This window comes from Providencia sp. SP181 (assembly GCF_050446505.1).
Taxonomy (GTDB): Bacteria; Pseudomonadota; Gammaproteobacteria; order Enterobacterales; family Enterobacteriaceae; genus Providencia; species Providencia vermicola.
In genome coordinates, this window is the sequence record NZ_JBBPXM010000001.1 from 284,257 (window position 1) to 303,606 (window position 19,350).

Genomic DNA, 19,350 nt, shown 5'->3' on the forward strand with positions numbered 1-19,350 from the left:
ATTCTTAGATGATTTTTAGAGCACAAAGGAATATTGCAAAGGACGATGACAGCCCTTCACCAACCTACTCAGCTATTATCTAAACAACACACTTTGTTGTTTGGCCTGCTGTGGCTAATTTTTTTAGCTCCATTTTTCTTTCTCACTTATGGACAGGTCAATAACTACACAGCGACCTTACCCCATGTACCTTCCTTTGTGTATTCATGGGAAAAGCACATCCCGTTTGTTCCTTGGACTATTATTCCCTATTGGAGCATTGACCTATTCTACGGATTATCCTTATTTATCTGTACAACACGGCGTGAACAAACAATCCATGGTCTACGATTAATTACCGCTTCCATTTCTGCCTGCGTTGGCTTTCTTTTATTTCCACTTAAATTTAGCTTTCCTCGCCCAACTACGGATGGCGCTTTTGGCTGGATGTTTGACAGCTTAGAACTTTTTGACCTGCCATTTAACCAAGCCCCCTCATTACATATCATTTTGCTTTGGCTCCTATGGCTACGCTTTCGAGCTCATACACCAACACGGTGGCGTTGGCTGCTCCACAGTTGGTCAGTTTTGATCTTAATTTCTGTCCTCACGACTTGGCAGCACCATTTTATTGATGTTATTGCTGGTTTCTCAGTTGGTTTGCTTGTCAGTTATTTGCTGCCTATCAATACACGCTGGCAATGGCATTACACAGGGTCCCCTCGCAGTTTTAAAATGAGCAAAAATTATGGCATTGGCTCAGTCGTTTGCTTTTCTCTCGCTTTTTTGATTCAAGGTGCTGCTTGGATATTGCTGTGGCCTGCTGTTGCTTTATTGTTTATTACTCTCGGTTACTTAGGCGCTGGTGCCAGCATCTTTCAAAAAACACCCGATGGCAAGATTTCCCCGTCCGCCGCTATCTTATTATTACCTTATCGCCTAATTGCTTGGGGAACCTATCATTACTTTGCTAAACATTGCAGGCAACCTAGCATTGTGAATCAACATATCGTTTTGGGAGGCCGCCCGCTTTACCCTTTGCAAACTGCAGCTGTTTTAGACATGACTTGCGAATGGCCTCGCAATTCTTTTAGCAAAGGGCTGAAGTATTGTAGCCAGCCACAAATAGATTTGTTACCACTGAGCGCAGAGGATATCGAGCAATCAGTCCATACGATGGATAGTTTAGCCCAGCACGGTGCTGTCTATATTCATTGCAAACTGGGTTATTCACGCAGTGCCACCGTTGCTGTTGCATGGCTAGTTCACCATGGTGATGCTCAAACGATAGATAAAGCAGTCGAAATGGTTGAACTTGCTAGGCCACAAGTTATTTTAAACCCAGCAACTAAAGAACAATTAAATAATTGGTTTACGCACTATTATTTAAATAGGAAACATAAATGAACCAGCTTACAGATAAAAACTGCGGAGAAGTCATTCAGATACTGACGCGAAGTTGGCTCTATTTGGCTATAGGTTCTGTATTAGGTTTAATTTGCCAGCTTAATCTTTTTTTAGGTATAAATAACGGAAAGTACTATTTATTTGTTGGCATTATTTTATTTATTATTAGTCATTACTATATTTATCGTTTGTGGCTTGATAATCATTTTTTTAAGATGATTTATCAACAAGGAACAACTGAGCCCTTTGATTATGCACTCAGTTTCTTTATGCATAAAAAGCCAACTAACCGAACGATGGAACAGCGTTGGCAAGGCACAAAGAACTTATTTAAACATGCTGTCTTATCTGTTGTTATCCTTTGGATATGGCTATTAGTTACGGTAATAACATTATAATGAGTTAGGTTAATTTTTATTTATTTGTTATGAAAAATTTCTGCTTATTATTTTAAATTCAAGTAAAAACACCATTAGCTTTATTTACCTGGTAAATTAGGTGGTTTTTACTTTTGTTACTGAAAACGTTATGATAATTACTGTTTCATTGATGCATAACAGATTTTTTGAGCTTAGCTAAGCGTATCCTTATAGGTACATTTTCGTTTATTTTTCACCCTGTTATTTGGTAGGGTATAATGAGTACAAAAAATATTAATAGGCTGCGCCCTTTTAGCGCACTAATAGATTCGTGTTGGAAAGAAAAATACACTGCTGCACGTTTTGTGAAGGACTTAATTGCAGGTATTACCGTTGGGATTATTGCTATACCATTAGCCATGGCCTTAGCGATCGCCAGTGGCGTTCCCCCCCAATATGGCCTTTATACCGCAGCAATTGCGGGAATAATTATTGCCATTACGGGAGGGTCTCGTTATAGCGTTTCGGGGCCTACAGCAGCATTCGTCGTCATCTTATATCCCGTATCACAACAGTTTGGTCTTAGTGGCCTATTAGTTGCCACACTTATGTCAGGTGTCATTTTACTGGCGATGGGTTTTGCCCGCTTTGGTAAGTTTATTGAATATATCCCAGTATCAGTAACTTTGGGCTTTACTTCAGGTATTGCCATCACCATTGCCACCATGCAAATCAAAGATTTCTTTGGCTTACAGATGGAACATGTTCCTGAGAACTATGTTGATAAATTGATTGCCATCGGCAATACATTCCCCACGTTTCAATTCAGTGACACACTAATTGGTTTATCCACACTGCTTGTCTTAATTTTTTGGCCTAAGTTAAAGCTAAAATTCCCTGGGCACTTACCTGCTCTCGTCGTGGGCACATTGGTCATGTGGGTACTTTCATTATTTGGGCAAGAAGTGGCAACCATCGGCTCTGAATTTAGTTATTTTCTACCTGATGGAACTGAAGGGAGTGGTATTCCGCCTATTCTGCCTCAGTTTATTTTACCTTGGGAACTTCCTGGTAGTGCGCCAATTAGTTGGGCAATGATCACCGCACTTATGCCTGCAGCATTTTCGATGGCGGTTCTTGGTGCGATTGAATCACTGCTTTGTGCTGTTGTGCTTGATAACATGACGGGTAAAAAACACCATTCCAATAGTGAACTGATTGGCCAGGGAGTCGGTAATATTGCGGCACCCTTTTTTGGTGGGATCACGGCGACAGCTGCGATTGCCCGTTCTGCTGCAAACGTCCGCGCGGGAGCTACATCACCGATTTCTGCGGTGATTCATTCAATCTTAGTATTACTCACCTTACTGGTGTTAGCACCGATGCTTTCTTATTTACCACTCGCTGCAATGTCCGCATTACTGTTAATTGTGGCATGGAATATGAGTGCAGCAGGTAAAGTGGTGTATTTAATTAAACGCGCCCCTAAAGATGACATCATTGTGCTTGTTCTATGTATGTCTTTAACCGTTTTATTCGATATGGTCATTGCCATTACGGTGGGGATCGTATTGGCATCTCTGTTATTTATGCGCCGTATCGCTAATATGACTCGCTCAACACAACTTGCTGAAACGGATGAAGAAAATAGCCGATTAGTCGTGCGTATTAATGGCCCACTATTTTTCGCCGCCGCAGAACGTATTTTCGATGAGTTGCGCGTAAAAAGTGCAGGCTATGAAACTATCATCATGCAATGGGATGCAGTACCCGTCTTGGATGCAGGGGGATTAGAAGCCTTTGAAAAATTCATTGATGCCGTGCGTAAAGACACCCATGTGATGGTTTGTGATATTCCATTCCAACCGCTAAAAACCTTGGCTCGCGCTAAAGTTACGCCAATTGCTGGGGTATTAAGCTTCCATAATTCCATGGATAACGCATTAGAAGCGGTTAAATCCATTGAACAAGCTAAGCAATTAAACACTCCCACTAATACTGAAGCAGTATAATTGTACTGTTCAACCCTCCACCACACAGCAATGTGGTGGCGGGTGACCTATTATTGTTTATTGTTCACCTAAGCAAAACATTTCATTGCCTGCTTTTCTGCCTTTTTCACAGGCCAAACCTCTTAATTTCTTTGCTTTTTGTTGATCAAGGGTCACGGTTCCTGTGTTATCTTCTGCAAATCGAAAGGCTGCCATCCACTCTGCATAACCTGCATATGTCATCGCATCGGCTTTATCAAACCATTCCTGTGATTTTTGCTCGTCCATCGGTACACCTTTCCCATCTAAATAAATGATCCCTAACATCAATGGGGCGCTAAAATAATCTGGATTATTAAGCTCCACCACCTCTTCCAACAATTGAATTGATTGTGGGTAATCCGTACTTCCTGCTATCGGATTAATTAATGATTCTGCTAAGCTAATCTTTCCTCGTACACTGCCTTGTTCAACAGCTTTTGTTGCAAATTGCCTTGCAGCGACAAATTCTTGCGTAAAATAACTATCGCTTAGCAAGCTAATATCCGCTAACAAGGTATATCCTTCTGGATTACCATTTTTTGCCGCCGCATTCGCCCACAAACGTGCACTATTTAAATTTTGTATTACGCCCAAACCTGAGTAATACATTTGTGCTAACTGATATTGCGCTGAGGCATCATTATTAACAGCTTTTTGTTTCACTTCAGAAAAAAGAAGTTTATCTTCAGCGGTCAATTCTGGCTGTGCAACAATTTGAAAAGGAAGAATAAATAAGGAAAGAGTAATAATTGTTTTTTTGAGGATTAATTTCATAGATGCTCTCAATTAAGCGACTACAGTGCGGAACCTTGCCCGCCTTTTCGTAAGAAGTATTGATATAAGTTATTCATGCCAATCCAGTGGTTTTCACACCACTGTGGCGCGAGTAAAGTAGGTTTTCTTGCACTGGCACTAATGCGGTGGTAAACAATGTCTTTCGGTGTGTGACGTACTATTTCACCAGCTATAGCGGTATATTCATCTAAAGATAATGTGGGTAAACGCCCTGCTCGCCAACTTTTGGCCATCACACTACCTTCAACAATATGCAAAGGATGTAGCTTGATACCATCAGTACCACATTCAAGTACCTTTTCTAAGGTTTGCATATTCATCAGGGCATCCTCACCAGGTAAGCCACAGATTAAATGGGTACACACCTTTAAACCGACTTGCCGCGCCTTTTGTGTTGTCTGCTGATAAGCGTCAAATCCATGTCCACGGTTAATCCGATGCAATGTTTTGTCATGAGCGCTTTGTAGCCCAAGCTCTAACCAAATCTCATAACCTTGCTGTTTGTATTCACTAAGCAACGATAAAACAGACTCGGGCACACAGTCAGGACGCGTCCCCACACACAAGCCAATAATATCGGCTTGTTGTAATGCTTCTTCATACAATTGTTTAAGTAAATTTACCTCTGCATAGGTACTGGTATAGGCTTGAAAATAAGCAAGATAGCGTTTAGCGCGGGAAATTCGCGTGACTTGATCAGATATTTGTTCACTAATGGATTGACTAGATTGGCTCTCATCGGAAAAAGAAGCCACATTACAGAAGGTACAGCCCCCTCGCCCAAGGGTACCGTCACGATTTGGGCAACTAAAACCCCCGTGTAATGTAATTTTATAAATTTTTTCACCGTATCGGCGCTGGAGATCAGCGCCGAACATGGAAACAACTTCAGTGAGTTGCATTTACACCAAACTTAACGGCTAGTGTCTAACTCAGGGAACCCTTTCACCACATCATCAATAGCTTTCATTTGCTTGAGGAATGGTTCCAGTTTATCTAAAGGTAGTGCTGATGGGCCATCACAACGTGCGTTATCTGGGTCTGGATGCGCTTCAAGGAATAACCCCGCGATACCCACAGCCATACCTGCTCTCGCCAATTCAGCAACTTGAGCGCGGCGACCACCTGATGCAGCACCGAATGGGTCACGGCATTGCAGTGCGTGGGTCACGTCAAAAATCACAGGACAGCCTTTAGATGACTGAACCATTACATTAAACCCAAGCATATCAACAACTAAATTGTCATAACCAAAGTTTGCACCGCGGTCACACAGAATAATTTTGTCATTACCACCTTCGATAAACTTCTCAACAATATTCCCCATTTGGCCTGGGCTGATGAACTGTGGCTTTTTGATATTAATGACAGCGTCTGTTTTTGCCATCGCAGCAACTAAATCTGTTTGGCGAGCTAAAAATGCAGGTAATTGAATGACATCAACCACTTCAGCAACGGGTGCCGCTTGTGCTGGTTCATGGACATCCGTAATAATTTTTACGCCAAAAGTTTGTTTAAGTTCTTGGAAGATTTTCATCCCTTCTTCAAGACCAGGGCCACGGTAAGAGTGGATTGATGAGCGGTTTGCTTTATCAAATGATGCTTTAAAAACATAAGGAATGCCCAATTTTTGCGTCACAGAGACATAGTGCTCACACACTTTCATTGCCATATCACGAGATTCAAGAACGTTCATTCCACCAAACAGCACAAACGGCAAGTTGTTCGCGACATTGATATCACCAATATTGACTACTTTCTGTTGCATACTCTTACCTTAAATATAATTATATCTTAAATGATTGTTTTTCATGAACTGTATAGAGATATCTTCAATGTAGCGCATGAAAAAACGAAACCGTAAAAATGTATTTTTCTATTCTAAGCCGTGCATACCAAGTTAGTACATTGCTATATTCAGGACATTATAGATTATCGTTGCATATAATAAAACATCATAGCCAATACCCCTTTGCGTAAATTCCCTTTTCTCATCGCTAGTCGCATCTTAATGAATCGTTCTATGCATCATACTGAAGGGGGGATTACCTCACTCATAACTGATATTTATTAAAACAGTTGTCATTACAGCTGTGTTATTTCATAGTTAAACTCAACTTAAGCTAAATAAATGAGGAATTATGAATAAGGCTCTAATCATTATAGATGCACAAAATGACTATCTTTCTGATGGCAGATTTCCACTATGGAATATTGATGAAACATTGAAACATATATCAGATAAGACTTCACAATATGAAGAAAATGGTTATATCGTTATCTTTATTCAGCACTTATCACCGCAAGGCGCTGCTTTTTTTGATGAAACAACACAAGGTTGTGAACTGATATCAAGTTTAACCAAGCTATCTACAAAACATTTTATTGTGACTAAACATCATGGTAACTCATTTGATGAAACTCAACTTGATGATTTACTGATAACTCATAATATTAACGACATTGAACTATGTGGGATGATGACTCAAAACTGTGTACTATTTACAGCAATTTCTGAGCAAGCAAAAAAATATAAATTAACCTTATTAAGCGACTGTTGTACAAGCGTTTCCCCCATCATTCACACTGTTGCATTGAGAGGTTTATCCCGAATAGTAAATGTTGTTTAAAGTAGCCCACCAAACCCAATAAAAAATCGTTTATAGCCGATTATTGAGGCTGCGAATATATTGATACAACGAATAAAAGCCCTTAAAATATCAAGGGCTTAAGACTCAATCGATGTTATTTGATTGCTTTCGCACCCCAAATAGCTTCTGAACTTGGAAGTGTCGTATATTTTTGTATTATCTCTTTGTATGTATCACCTGGTTTCAATTCAGAGAATTGCTCTGGGTAGATAAACGTCGCTAAATACTCTAAACCAACGATGTTATATGGATGGTTATAGAAGTTATGATATACGCCATACAATCGGTTGTTTTCGACCGCACTAATTTGGTTAAAACCGATACGGTTCTTCAGGCGATTAAATCCTTCTTGCACTGCTTTGTCAGATACCCCATAACCAAACGGTGCCGCGATGCTATTTTTATTAACCCAATGAGAACCCGTCACAATATAAACATCAGGGCTGGTACTAATGACTTGCTCTAATGAGACAACACCTGAAGCCCCCGGTAGGAAGCGGCTACCAATATTATCGCCACCAACAGCCTGTACCATTCCCCCCCAACCTGCATTGTTATGTGTAAAACAACAGCTATCTCCATTAGCTCCAGCCTTTGCTTCTACAAACACACGTGGCTTATGCTTAATTGACTGTGTTTTACTTTGAATGCTGTTTAGGTGCTGTTGATAAAAATCAGTGTATTCCTTCGCTTCATTTTCTTTGTTTAAAATAACACCAAGGAGATCAACACTTTCTTTCGTATTCTTGACAGGCTCTAAGAAAGTATCAATATAAATAATTGGTATGTTGGCATCTTTTAATCGACTAACTACTCCAGAACCTTCTAAAGCAGGTTTTGCTCTTAACTGAGCAATCAAAACATCGGGTTTCTGTGCAATCACTTGTTCAGTATTAACTTCACCTTTATCATTGAAGCCCATGTCAGGGATCGCATTTATATTTGATTTCCACTTTTGTTCAAGTAAAGCAACTGATTGTGGGTCTGATTTTTTTAGGTTGTTGTTCCAAGCGACGACTCTTTCAAACGGGTTACTTCTATCAAGTAAAGCTAACGTTAAAATATCGCGCCCATCTTGCAATACAACTCGCTTCGGTTCTTGTTTCAACGTTATTTTTTGGCCATCGGTATCTGTAACCGTTATTGGGTATGTTGTTGCTGATGTTGCAAAAGGAAGTAATGCAGAAAAGGATATTGCTAGCAGGTGATATTTTTTTTTCATGTTGCAATCTCTATTAAATAACACTAACGATAACAATTATCATTAGCATTATCAATAAAAAGTTGCTCACAATAAGGTGATATTTTAGCTACAAGCCCAAGCTACTGATAAATATGACACTCAATCATGTTTATGAATAGCCAAGAAGCTTGTATGCTAATTAATGTAATACGATTGGATGGTTATCCAATGAATAAATTTGAATTTTGATCATTTCAGATACTGGGTCTTCTGGGCAGTGCTCAATAAAATAGTTGAGGTCACTTAATGCCACATGATTACAATCTAAATGCGCCAGTATCAGCCCACGGTCACGGATTTCATAGGGATCTTCAGGGTCTAGCGTAAGCAACGTTTCGCAAACTTTTAACGCTAGCTCCATTTTTTTCTCTTCCATTAGAGCGGCTTTTAACGTATCAAAGATTTTACGAATAACGATGCTATTTTCCGCAACATCAAGTTGGTCTTGGAAAAATTCAGAGAATGGGTCGACTGTTCCTTTTAGCCACATATTCAGCGTATGAAATGACAATGACTCACCATTAGCTGGGTTAATAAACCATGGTTCACCATCACGTTTTTCAGTAATAATTAATAGCTGAGTAGGGAAAATGGCAGGCCGAATATCAATATCTAGGTGCTGAGCGATATACAATAAAATGGCGCCGAGAGTGACAGGTGTACCTTGTTTGGAAATTAAGACTTTATCAAGCCAAAGCATGTCTGATAATGCATAGATACCCTGTGCAGGGCCGAATGACCATTGTTGATAAAACAATGAAATCAATTGCGCTACTTTAGTTTCATTATCCGCATGTAAATCAATGGCCGATTTTGCAGATACAACAAGGCTATCTAATTGAGCTTGGACTTTCATCAGCGGAAAATCATGACGGATACATTGAGAAACGGTCATAATCCCTTCGCTTAAGGGGAGCTGATTAAATTCAATATTCGCTATGGTCTTCATTACATTCCTACTACTGTGCCCACTTAACCATTCCATTGACCGAGTGAAATTCTTTCTTGCCCACCGTAATCGAGACACGTCTCAATTTGGGTGTACCCATGTATTGCAAATAAATCACGCACAGCCGAACCTTGTGTCCAGCCATGCTCGAGAAGTAACCAACCTTGATGTTTAAGGTAGTTTTTAGATTTATCAATAATATGTGCTAAATCAGCCAATCCTTCATTTTTTGCAATTAATGCCGTTGCTGGTTCAAATCGCACATCACCTTCACTGAGATGCTTATCATTTTCGTCAATATAAGGTGGGTTACTCATAATCATATCAAATTGTTGAAATGATAAGGAAGCAAACCAATCACTTTGCATAAATTGGACGTTAGCAATATTCAAACGTTGTTGATTTCGTTGAGCTAATAATACGGCTTCTGGATTAAAGTCAATGCCAATAACTTGGCTACTTGGCAGCTCAGAGGCTAGCGCTAATGCAATTGCCCCTGTTCCTGTGCCTAAATCCAATAAATGACAAGGTTGATTTGTTAGACGTTTTAAGGCTTGTTCAACCAAACATTCGGTGTCTGGTCTTGGAATTAATGTGGCAGGTGAAACATAAAGTGGTAGCGACCAAAACTCGCGCTCGCCAATAATATAGGCTATTGGTTCACCTTTTTCACGGCGCTGCAATAGCTGCTCAGCCTGTTGCTGTTCCAATGCGGTCAGCGGTGTTTCACTAAAAGCAAAAAGGTAGGTACGGCTGCGCCCCGTCACATGTTCAAGCAGAATTTCAGCATCCCGCTTTGCGCTATCGCTTGCAGACAGTCGGCTGACTGCCTGCTTTAGCCATTCGCTATACTGCATTATTCCTGCTCGGATAGTGCAGAAAGTTGGTCTGCTTGGTATTCGTTGATGATAGGTTGTATTAAGGCATCTAATTTCCCTTCCATCACTTCATCCAAACGGTATAACGTCAAGTTAATGCGGTGATCCGTAACACGCCCTTGCGGGAAGTTATAGGTACGGATACGATCTGAACGATCCCCTGAGCCTAGCAAGTTACGGCGCTCAGAGGCTTCCGCTGCGTGACGTTTATCCATTTCGGCTTGGCGAATACGCGCACCTAACACTGACATCGCTTTCGCTTTGTTTTTATGTTGTGAACGTTCGTCTTGGCACTCCACCACAATCCCTGTTGGAAGGTGAGTAATACGAATTGCCGAGTCGGTGGTATTAACGTGCTGCCCACCCGCTCCTGATGAACGGAAAGTATCAATACGTAAATCCGCAGGGCTGATGTCAGGTAACTCCGCTTCAGGCAATTCAGGTAAAATGGCAATAGTACACGCAGATGTGTGAATACGCCCTTGTGATTCGGTTTCAGGGACGCGCTGAACACGGTGCCCGCCAGATTCAAATTTTAAACGTCCGTATACACTATCGCCCGAAATTTTAGCGATAACTTCTTTATAGCCGCCATGTTCACCATCACTGGTGCTCATTAATTCAACGCGCCAGCGGTTATTTTCTGCATACCGACTGTACATGCGGAATAAATCGCCAGCAAAAATCGCGGCTTCATCGCCACCTGCACCCGCACGGATTTCCACGAAACAGTTATATTCGTCATCAGGATCTTTTGGAAGTAACAACAATTGCAGTTGTTGTTCGAGCTCTTCATTGCGCGTTTTTGCTTCTTTTAGCTCTTCTTGAGCCATTTCTTTCATTTCAGGATCGTCTAACAGCATTTGCGCGGTTTCAATATCGTCCTGTACTGTGCGCCATGCGTTAAAGCATTTTGCCACATCAGATAATTGAGCATATTCTTTTGATAAAGCACGAAAACGGTCTTGATCGGCAATCACACCTGCATCTGCAAGGTGCGCTTCGATTTCTTCGTAGCGTTCTTGTAATGCTTCTAGTTTTGCGACAATAGAAGGCTTCATTCGTTATATAAGACCTATGATTAAAAAGTGGTTATTGATGGTCCAGCCCTAAGCTGTCCCTAAGTAGATTTAGACGCTCAACATCACCATTTCCCGCTGCTTGTTGCAGCGATTTGGTCGGAGCGTGAATAAGGCGGTTGGTAAGTTGTTGCGATAACTGCATAATCACTTGCTCAGGGTCAGCGCCTTGTCGAACAGCCGCTAAAGCTTTTTCGGCCATATTCGCCCGAATTGCTTCAGCTTGCTCTCGGTAATCGCGAATTGTAGACACTGCGGCTTGTGAACGCAACCAATCCATAAAATGGCTGCTTTCTTGTTCAACAATAAACTCCGCTTCGACCGCTGCTGCTTTACGCTGCGCTAAATTTTGCGCAATAATGGACTCAAGGTCATCAACGGTATACAAATACACGTCACGAAGTTTTTCAACATCTTGTTCAATATCCCGAGGAACGGCAATATCGATTAACAACATTGGCTTACTGCGGCGAACTTTCATTGCCCGCTCTACCATACCTTTACCAATGATAGGCAGCGGGCTCGCTGTCGAACTAATCACTATATCAGCTTCAGCTAAACGGTTATCAATATCCGCTAATGAAACCACTTGTGCATTAACTTCATTAGCTAACAACTCTGCACGTTCACGGGTTCGGTTGGCTATCATCATTTTTTGCACGCCGTGCTCACGCAAATGGCGAGCGACTAACTCAATAGTTTCCCCTGCACCAACTAACAAAATATTCAAATGTTTGAGTGACTCAAAGATTTGACGTGCCAATGTACACGCAGCAAAAGCAACAGAAACTGCATTAGCGCCAATATCCGTTTCTGTCCGCACGCGTTTTGCGACAGAGAACGATTTTTGGAATAGGCGCTCTAATTCACGGGATAACGAATGGCTATCTTGTGAAAGTGCAAACGCCTTTTTCACCTGTCCGAGAATTTGCGGTTCGCCTAAAACCAAAGAATCGAGGCCACTTGCGACTCTCATTAAGTGGCTCACTGCCTGGGAGTCTTGGTGCCAATACAGGCTAGGTTGTAAATCTTTGGCAGTAATTTCGTGAAAATCACACAACCACTTAATAAGCTGTTCTTGCGCTTTGTCTTGTGACTCAAGGCTCAAATACAGCTCAGTTCTATTACACGTAGACAGCACAACGCCGCCATTCACTTGAGGTTGTTTAAGAAGATCCTCAAGTGCATGGTCGATTTTTTCAGGACCAAATGTCACCCGCTCACGCAGGGCTACTGGTGCTGTTTTATGATTGATGCCTAAGGCTAATAAGGTCATTGCGCTTTACGACTTGCTCACATTGCTAATTATTCTTTCAGTAACGCTATACTCATTAATGAATAGTGCATTACTGCTATTTATATTTGCCTATTGTAGATGATCCTCGCGACGCTTTCTATGCCTCACAAGGTTCTATCATTCAGAAAGATGACCCATCCCAAAAAATAAATGAAAAAAATAGTTTTAACGATTATTTTTCCTGATGAAAGCAATCACTAACCTCTCTAATTTTTATTGTTAGCAAATTATTAATCACAATGCTAACGACTACAATAACATGCATAAAGAATGCAATTATTTCGCACAGAAAGCAAATGGCTATCCCCAATCACTTTAATCAACTTTAGGCCAACTTTAGGCAAATAACCCTATTCTGATTGATCCAATCACCAGATTAGCGCACAATTTTGCTCATCAATACGTTATCTTATTTACAACCTAGCGCAATTCGCTCTAATTCATGATGTTATCTGTGCCCTAAAACATTGAGATTGATTATGCAATTAACCCAAGTTTTGTCGTTCGCTTTACCTGTTAAGGGCTTTATACGCCTCTTGCCACTCTCTTGCCTTCTATTAACTGCTTGTGTCACTACGTCACAAAATACCACGAAAGGCACAGGTTCAGCGTCTGATGCACAATGGAAAGCCCACCAGCAAGCATTGAACCAACTACGTGATTACCAAACACGCGGCTCGTTTGCGTATAATGGCGGCGAAACTAAAACGTATGCAAAATTTTTCTGGCAACAATATACACCAGAAAAATACCGTTTATTGTTGACTAACCCACTTGGCAGCCGTGAATTAGAGCTCACCGTTGAGCCCGATTTGGCACGTTTAACCACCAAGGATGGGCAAACTCACATGAGTGATGTACCTAGCGAGCTAATTTATCAACTGACTGGAATGGAAATCCCTCTAGATGACTTAACGGCTTGGTTAGTCGGCTCGCCAGGACGGGCAACGAATTTCACCTTAGATGAAAATCACTTATTGAAAAATGTGACGTTTGAACAAAATGGGGAAAAATGGGTGTTAGATTATATTTCTTATGATACTAAAACCTCACCTATGCTGCCAAATTACCTTGAACTACGCCAAGGTGGACGATTAATTAAACTGAAAATGGACAGCTGGACACTGAAAAAATGACATTAACTTGGCCTTCCCCCGCTAAATTAAATTTATTTTTGTATATTACTGGCCAGCGCCCCGATGGTTATCATGAATTACAAACACTGTTTCAATTTTTGGAGTATGGCGACGAAATCACAATAACAACACGCCATGATGACCAATTGAATTTGCTCACGCAAATGGCGGGCGTTCCCCCTGAAAAAAACTTGATTTTGCGGGCTGCAACATTATTACAACGCTATTGCCGTGAAACGCTCAACTGCACCAAGCCCCTTGGTGCTGATATCGCTATCGATAAAATTCTGCCTATGGGAGGAGGAATTGGTGGCGGTTCATCCAATGCTGCAACCACATTAATTGCGCTTAATGAGCACTGGAAAACACAAGTCTCCGATGAGGTTCTTGCTGAACTAGGCAAAACTCTCGGCGCGGATGTGCCTGTCTTTGTTCGAGGCCATGCAGCGTTCGCTGAAGGAATCGGTGAAATATTAACCAAAGCTTCCCCTCAAGAGAAATGGTATCTGGTTGCTCATCCCGGAATTGAAATATCAACCCCGATGATCTTCACAGATCCAAAATTAAATCGAAATTCTCCAAAACGCTCCCTAGCCGCATTATTACTGGCTCCGTACGCAAATGACTGCGAACCAATCGCAAGAAAACGTTTTCGTGAGGTTGAACAGCTTGTTTCTTGGCTGTTAGAATATGCTCCGTCTCGCCTAACAGGAACAGGCGCATGTGTTTTTTCTGAATTTGAAACACAAGCGGATGCCCTTAAGGTGTTAAATAAAGCCCCATCGTGGGTGCAAGGGTTCGTCGCTCGAGGCGTTAACGTATCCCCACTGCACAATTTCCGCGCTGGGATAACCCGTGTATTGCACCAATAAGTAATGAAACAACGCTCATTGCTCTTGGTCAACAATATCTCTCTGGACGCAAGCCTGAGGTTTTTCTCGTGCCCGATATGAAGCTTTTTGCTGGTAACGCTACACCGGAACTAGCACAACGTGTTGCTAACCGCCTTTACACTAATCTTGGAGACGCGGCTGTTGGTCGTTTTAGCGACGGCGAAGTCAGTGTTCAAATTAATGAAAATGTTCGCGGTGGTGATATTTTTATCATCCAGTCAACTTGTGCACCAACTAATGACAACTTAATGGAACTGGTTGTTATGGTCGATGCCCTGCGCCGTGCATCTGCTGGTCGTATTACCGCTGTTATCCCTTACTTCGGTTATGCAAGACAGGATCGTCGCGTACGTTCTGCCCGTGTACCAATCACCGCTAAAGTTGTTGCCGATTTTCTGTCCAGTGTTGGTGTTGACCGTGTTCTCACGGTTGACCTTCACGCAGAGCAGATCCAGGGCTTCTTTGATGTGCCTGTTGATAATGTATTCGGTAGCCCAATTCTTCTGGAAGATATGCTTCAGAAAAACTTGGAAAACCCAATCGTTGTATCTCCAGACATCGGCGGCGTGGTACGTGCTAGAGCTATCGCAAAACTCCTGAATGACACTGACATGGCAATCATTGATAAACGTCGCCCTCGTGCAAACGTTTCTCAAGTTATGCACATTATTGGTGATGTTTCAGGTCGTGATTGCATCTTAGTTGACGATATGATTGATACCGGTGGTACGCTGTGTAAAGCGGCTGAAGCGCTGAAAGAACGCGGTGCTAAACGTGTGTTCGCATACGCAACTCACCCGATTTTCTCAGGCAATGCTGTAGACAACATCAAAAATTCAGTCATTGATGAAGTCATTGTTTGTGACACTATTCCACTATCTCCTGAAATCAAAGCGCTGAGCAACGTTCGCACTTTGACCTTGTCAGGTATGCTGGCTGAAGCTATTCGTCGCATTAGCAACGAAGAGTCTATCTCAGCAATGTTCGAGCATTAATGCCCCTTTTGAGTAATTAATGTTTCAACGGTGATAGAATATCACAACTAAAAATTAAGCCCCTACAGTTATCTGTAGGGGCTTTATGATTTTAGAGGGTTATAACGACAGATACCTATTTCTATGGCTATTTCCTACTCACACAACCTATACGCCATAAAAATAACCAACTTCTTTGAAAAGACAAACAAAACCTATGTAGCTAGGCGACTTCGCTATTAAAAGCACTGACTATCACCCAGCCATCTATCATCTATCATCTATCATCTATAATTATTACTAACTTAATTAATAAGAAGAATAATTATGGATAACGGTGATTATCTTTACGTGAGTAATGTTTTAAGACCCAATAGCGGTCAGCCACTTTTTCACGTCCACCGACTCTCGCGCCCACTAACCATACCATTGCACCCACGAAAATTCCGAAGAGTGAGCCGTTAGTGACAAGCTCTGATAGACCAAAGTTGATGACATGGGCAAATAGGTTAACACCAATGCTTCCAATCATCATGACCATTCCTAACCCCATGAGAACATTACCAATTATATGGGCACTTTTCCGTTTCATATCTACCTCCAGTATCAGTGAACTGATAAGCAAGCAACTGTAAATAAATTCGGTGGTTCTTTATATTTATGTAAGAATTATAGTGCATTAAGTAAAATTTTTTGCGATAGGCATCACAAGGTACGAAGTTAACAATAATATCTAAACATAAAGTGCTTTTTATCAAAAAAACATAAAAAACGAATAGTTCATATGGCAACTATAATCATCGTGATGTTTTTTATCTGATTTTTGTACATCCTCCCCTTCACAAGGTAAACTAGGTGATTAATTCCATAAACTGACAGTGAAATAGTCGCCGTGAGCAAAATTAAATTAATTGTTGGCCTTGCAAATCCGGGGGCTGAATACGCACAAACCCGCCACAACGCAGGGGCATGGTATGTTGATTTACTGGCACAGCGCCACAATCAACCCCTAAAAGAAGAACCGAAATTTTTCGGCTATACCGCACGCATTAATCTTAGCGGTAATGATATCCGCTTATTGGTGCCAACCACCTTTATGAACCTCAGTGGAAAAGCCGTCGCGGCAATGGCGAACTTTTATCGTATTAACCTTGATGAAATTTTAGTTGCCCACGATGAGCTTGATATTCCACCTGGTGTAGCAAAAATGAAGCTTGGTGGTAGCAATGGGGGCCATAACGGGTTGAAAGACATTCAAAGCAAATTCGCCAATAACCCAAACTTTTACCGCTTACGCATCGGTATTGGCCATCCAGGCGATAAAAACAAGGTTGTTGGTTTCGTTTTAGGTAAGCCACCGCTGTCTGAGCAAAAACTGATTGATGATGCCATTGACGAAGCAGTAAGGTGTACTGACATTCTATTATCGGATGGAATGGACAAAGCGATAAACCGTTTACATAGCTTTAAAGCGTCTGCATAAGAGTTCATTTCATCAAAATCGACTTTTTGTGTATAATCAGCGCCAATTTCTAAACATTGGGTGCAGCACTCGCCTGCCCCTCGCTATTTAAGGTGAGAAACATATGGGTTTTAAATGCGGTATCGTTGGTCTGCCAAACGTGGGTAAATCCACATTATTTAATGCATTGACCAAAGCCGGCATCGAAGCAGCCAACTTCCCTTTCTGTACAATTGAACCAAACACGGGTGTTGTGCCAATGCCAGACCCACGTCTTGATCAATTAGCTGAAATTGTGAAGCCACAGCGAATTTTACCAACCACCATGGAATTCGTAGACATCGCAGGTTTGGTAAAAGGCGCATCTAAAGGCGAAGGTCTGGGTAACCAGTTCTTAACTAACATCCGTGAAACCGAAGCTATCGGCCACGTAGTGCGTTGTTTTGAAAACGACAATATCATCCACGTCGCTGGCCAAGTTAACCCAGCTGAAGATATTGATGTTATCAATACTGAATTAGCCTTGGCGGATCTTGATACCTGCGAACGTGCTATCCACCGCGTACAAAAACGCGCTAAAGGTGGCGATAAAGACGCAAAAGCTGAATTGGAAGCATTAGAAAAATGTCTGCCACATTTAGAGCAAGCTGGCATGCTACGTACCTTGGATTTAACCACAGAAGATAAAGCAGCAATCCGCTATTTAAGCTTTTTAACGTTAAAACCAACCATGTATATCGCGAACGTCAACGAAGATGGTTTTGAAAATAACCCGTTCTTAGACAAAGTGTATGAAATTGCTCAAGCCGAAGGCTCTGTAGTTGTGCCTGTGTGCGCTGCTATCGAATCTGATATCGCTGAGTTAGATGACGAAGAACGCGACGAATTTATGGCAGATTTAGGCATCGAAGAGCCAGGCTTAAACCGTGTTATTCGTGCAGGTTATGAATTACTTAATCTGCAAACCTACTTCACTGCAGGTGTTAAAGAAGTTCGTGCATGGACAATCCCTGTGGGCGCAACTGCACCACAGGCGGCAGGCAAAATCCATACTGACTTTGAAAAAGGCTTTATTCGTGCTCAAACCATCGCATTTGATGATTTTATCCAATACCGTGGTGAGCAAGGTGCCAAAGAAGCAGGTAAAATGCGTGCTGAAGGGAAAGATTACATCGTTAAAGATGGCGATGTATTAAACTTCTTGTTTAATGTGTAGCCCTACAATCTAGTCCACACTGTTTTATAAAGTATCACACCATAATAAAACAGCATAAAAACTCATGGTATCAACTTGGTTTTATGCTGTTTTTTATCTCACTAAGTTTCATAAAAGCTCATAGTTAAATGAGTATGCAACTGAGTACAACTTATATTAACCTTGAAAAAACGATCGCTACTCAACACATCAAAACGATCATTTTATTAAAAGTCAGATTGGATATAAGAGAACATTCAAACCCACGACGAAGAAATGAAGGCTAATTATCAATTCAATAGATACAACTAAAAAAGCAATCACTCGCCAAAAACTGACTTTCTTTCGCAACAATGCAATAAGGGCAAATAATATCCCCCCTGTAATTGCTGTTCTGATAATAAATAACCCAACCATCGGATAAAGAATAGAATATCCATTTAAAAAACCTCGTTCAAAAACTTCCGATATCATGAACGCAACAACAATTATTGGTACAACCCATCCCAGCCAAAATGTAACAGCAAGTGAGTACTGCCCTGTCATTAGTTTTTTAAAAACACAATAAATCCCTCATAATTTTTTATCTTAGCCGATTTTTACCGATGAATTACCAATTAACACCCCACTGCAGCTGACAGCATCACCTGTTCTAGCCGCAGGTTTGCCATCAATAAACACACTACTTTTTTTGGTCTTGTTCTAACTGACCGTTTAATTTATTGGCAATATCAGGAACTAAGTAAAATTTATAGTTGCCATTCATACGCCAACGGGTGCGAACAGTGCCAGCTCCATCCCCGACGGGATGTTTTGGATCTTCACTGGTTTGTCTGGCTTCAAAGAAGCTGACAGTATTGCCGTGGTGGTAATACACTTCCCCCATATCAGGAAGTGCTTTTTGCAGTGGAATAGTTGGCAATGGTGCCAATGTCCAACTAAACCCAAAAACTGTGCCCAATGGGCCGCATATATTAAATAGCCAGTTATCCATATTGGTATCGAATGGCACTCTGAACA

General features: G+C 41.3%; 19 protein-coding genes and 1 pseudogene. 9 read left to right on the top strand and 11 right to left on the bottom strand.

The window, feature by feature from the left end; all coding sequences use genetic code 11:
- Positions 1 to 45: 45 nt before the first annotated feature.
- The 3 genes from AABS66_RS01290 (at position 46) to dauA (ending at position 3,757) form a co-directional block, all read left to right on the top strand.
- On the top strand, positions 46 to 1,386 hold the full coding sequence (locus tag AABS66_RS01290; protein WP_430224453.1) for a phosphatase PAP2/dual specificity phosphatase family protein: 1,341 nt from the start codon (positions 46 to 48) through the stop codon (positions 1,384 to 1,386).
- The gene (locus AABS66_RS01295; protein ID WP_272573267.1) at positions 1,383 to 1,784 is read left to right on the top strand and encodes a hypothetical protein; all 402 of its coding nucleotides are present in this window, start codon (positions 1,383 to 1,385) and stop codon (positions 1,782 to 1,784) included. Before AABS66_RS01290 ends, AABS66_RS01295 begins: the two co-directional genes overlap by 4 nt.
- A 239-nt stretch (positions 1,785 to 2,023) precedes the next feature.
- Entirely contained in the window at positions 2,024 to 3,757 is a 1,734-nt protein-coding gene (gene dauA / locus AABS66_RS01300) for a C4-dicarboxylic acid transporter DauA (RefSeq protein ID WP_206084135.1), read from the top strand.
- Between the two features lie 57 nt (positions 3,758 to 3,814).
- Here dauA and AABS66_RS01305 read toward each other — a convergent pair whose 3' ends face one another.
- The 3 genes from AABS66_RS01305 to kdsA are packed head-to-tail and all read right to left on the bottom strand — an operon-like array spanning position 3,815 to position 6,341.
- Positions 3,815 to 4,552, bottom strand: coding sequence for a tetratricopeptide repeat protein (locus AABS66_RS01305; protein ID WP_206084134.1), 738 nt, complete (start codon positions 4,550 to 4,552; stop codon positions 3,815 to 3,817).
- A 20-nt stretch (positions 4,553 to 4,572) separates the two neighbouring features.
- Complete coding sequence (locus AABS66_RS01310; RefSeq protein WP_206084133.1) at positions 4,573 to 5,475, bottom strand: TIGR01212 family radical SAM protein; 903 nt, start codon at positions 5,473 to 5,475, stop codon at positions 4,573 to 4,575.
- 11 nt (positions 5,476 to 5,486) lie between these two features.
- Positions 5,487 to 6,341: a 3-deoxy-8-phosphooctulonate synthase gene (gene kdsA / locus AABS66_RS01315; protein WP_206084132.1), complete on the bottom strand. Its 855-nt coding sequence runs from the start codon at positions 6,339 to 6,341 to the stop codon at positions 5,487 to 5,489.
- A 373-nt stretch (positions 6,342 to 6,714) separates the two neighbouring features.
- Between kdsA and AABS66_RS01320 the strand changes: the two genes are divergently transcribed.
- Complete coding sequence (locus AABS66_RS01320) at positions 6,715 to 7,203, top strand: cysteine hydrolase family protein (RefSeq protein ID WP_430224454.1); 489 nt, start codon at positions 6,715 to 6,717, stop codon at positions 7,201 to 7,203.
- Between the two features lie 115 nt (positions 7,204 to 7,318).
- Here AABS66_RS01320 and AABS66_RS01325 read toward each other — a convergent pair whose 3' ends face one another.
- The 5 genes from AABS66_RS01325 to hemA form a co-directional block, all read right to left on the bottom strand.
- Complete coding sequence (locus tag AABS66_RS01325; protein WP_349415193.1) at positions 7,319 to 8,446, bottom strand: ABC transporter substrate-binding protein; 1,128 nt, start codon at positions 8,444 to 8,446, stop codon at positions 7,319 to 7,321.
- A gap of 160 nt (positions 8,447 to 8,606) precedes the next feature.
- The gene (sirB1, locus tag AABS66_RS01330) at positions 8,607 to 9,416 is read right to left on the bottom strand and encodes an invasion regulator SirB1 (protein WP_206084129.1); all 810 of its coding nucleotides are present in this window, start codon (positions 9,414 to 9,416) and stop codon (positions 8,607 to 8,609) included.
- 23 nt (positions 9,417 to 9,439) lie between these two features.
- The gene (gene prmC, locus AABS66_RS01335; protein ID WP_349415194.1) at positions 9,440 to 10,273 is read right to left on the bottom strand and encodes a peptide chain release factor N(5)-glutamine methyltransferase; all 834 of its coding nucleotides are present in this window, start codon (positions 10,271 to 10,273) and stop codon (positions 9,440 to 9,442) included.
- Positions 10,273 to 11,355: a peptide chain release factor 1 gene (gene prfA, locus AABS66_RS01340; RefSeq protein ID WP_206084127.1), complete on the bottom strand. Its 1,083-nt coding sequence runs from the start codon at positions 11,353 to 11,355 to the stop codon at positions 10,273 to 10,275. Before prfA ends, prmC begins: the two co-directional genes overlap by 1 nt.
- Before the next feature lie 31 nt (positions 11,356 to 11,386).
- Positions 11,387 to 12,649: a glutamyl-tRNA reductase gene (gene hemA, locus AABS66_RS01345; protein ID WP_272573270.1), complete on the bottom strand. Its 1,263-nt coding sequence runs from the start codon at positions 12,647 to 12,649 to the stop codon at positions 11,387 to 11,389.
- Between the two features lie 500 nt (positions 12,650 to 13,149).
- Between hemA and lolB the strand changes: the two genes are divergently transcribed.
- The 3 genes from lolB (at position 13,150) to prs (ending at position 15,694) form a co-directional block, all read left to right on the top strand.
- Positions 13,150 to 13,806, top strand: coding sequence for a lipoprotein insertase outer membrane protein LolB (gene lolB / locus AABS66_RS01350; protein WP_206084125.1), 657 nt, complete (start codon positions 13,150 to 13,152; stop codon positions 13,804 to 13,806).
- Positions 13,803 to 14,678: a 4-(cytidine 5'-diphospho)-2-C-methyl-D-erythritol kinase gene (gene ispE, locus AABS66_RS01355; RefSeq protein WP_206084124.1), complete on the top strand. Its 876-nt coding sequence runs from the start codon at positions 13,803 to 13,805 to the stop codon at positions 14,676 to 14,678. Before lolB ends, ispE begins: the two co-directional genes overlap by 4 nt.
- A gap of 68 nt (positions 14,679 to 14,746) precedes the next feature.
- Positions 14,747 to 15,694 (top strand): ribose-phosphate diphosphokinase, encoded by a 948-nt coding sequence (prs, locus tag AABS66_RS01360; RefSeq protein WP_004910604.1) that lies wholly within the window; start codon positions 14,747 to 14,749, stop codon positions 15,692 to 15,694.
- Between the two features lie 304 nt (positions 15,695 to 15,998).
- Here prs and ychH read toward each other — a convergent pair whose 3' ends face one another.
- Complete coding sequence (ychH, locus tag AABS66_RS01365; protein WP_206084123.1) at positions 15,999 to 16,265, bottom strand: stress-induced protein YchH; 267 nt, start codon at positions 16,263 to 16,265, stop codon at positions 15,999 to 16,001.
- Positions 16,266 to 16,565: 300 nt separating this feature from the next.
- On the opposite strand from ychH, the gene pth reads away from it, so the two are divergent.
- Together pth and ychF are read left to right on the top strand one after the other, a co-directional pair.
- A complete protein-coding gene (gene pth / locus AABS66_RS01370; protein ID WP_206084122.1) occupies positions 16,566 to 17,156 on the top strand; it encodes an aminoacyl-tRNA hydrolase in 591 nt (196 codons plus the stop codon).
- Positions 17,157 to 17,259: 103 nt separating this feature from the next.
- Positions 17,260 to 18,351 (top strand): redox-regulated ATPase YchF, encoded by a 1,092-nt coding sequence (gene ychF, locus AABS66_RS01375; protein WP_206084121.1) that lies wholly within the window; start codon positions 17,260 to 17,262, stop codon positions 18,349 to 18,351.
- 567 nt (positions 18,352 to 18,918) lie between these two features.
- Here ychF and AABS66_RS01380 read toward each other — a convergent pair.
- Both AABS66_RS01380 and AABS66_RS01385 read right to left on the bottom strand, forming a co-directional pair.
- Positions 18,919 to 19,017: pseudogene (locus AABS66_RS01380) on the bottom strand (PAAR domain-containing protein); the annotation flags it as partial.
- Positions 19,013 to 19,342 carry a hypothetical protein gene (locus AABS66_RS01385; protein WP_430224455.1) on the bottom strand — a complete coding sequence of 110 codons (330 nt, stop codon included), beginning with the start codon at positions 19,340 to 19,342 and terminating at the stop codon, positions 19,013 to 19,015. The gene AABS66_RS01385 and the pseudogene AABS66_RS01380, both read right to left, overlap by 5 nt.
- Positions 19,343 to 19,350 lie beyond the last annotated feature (8 nt).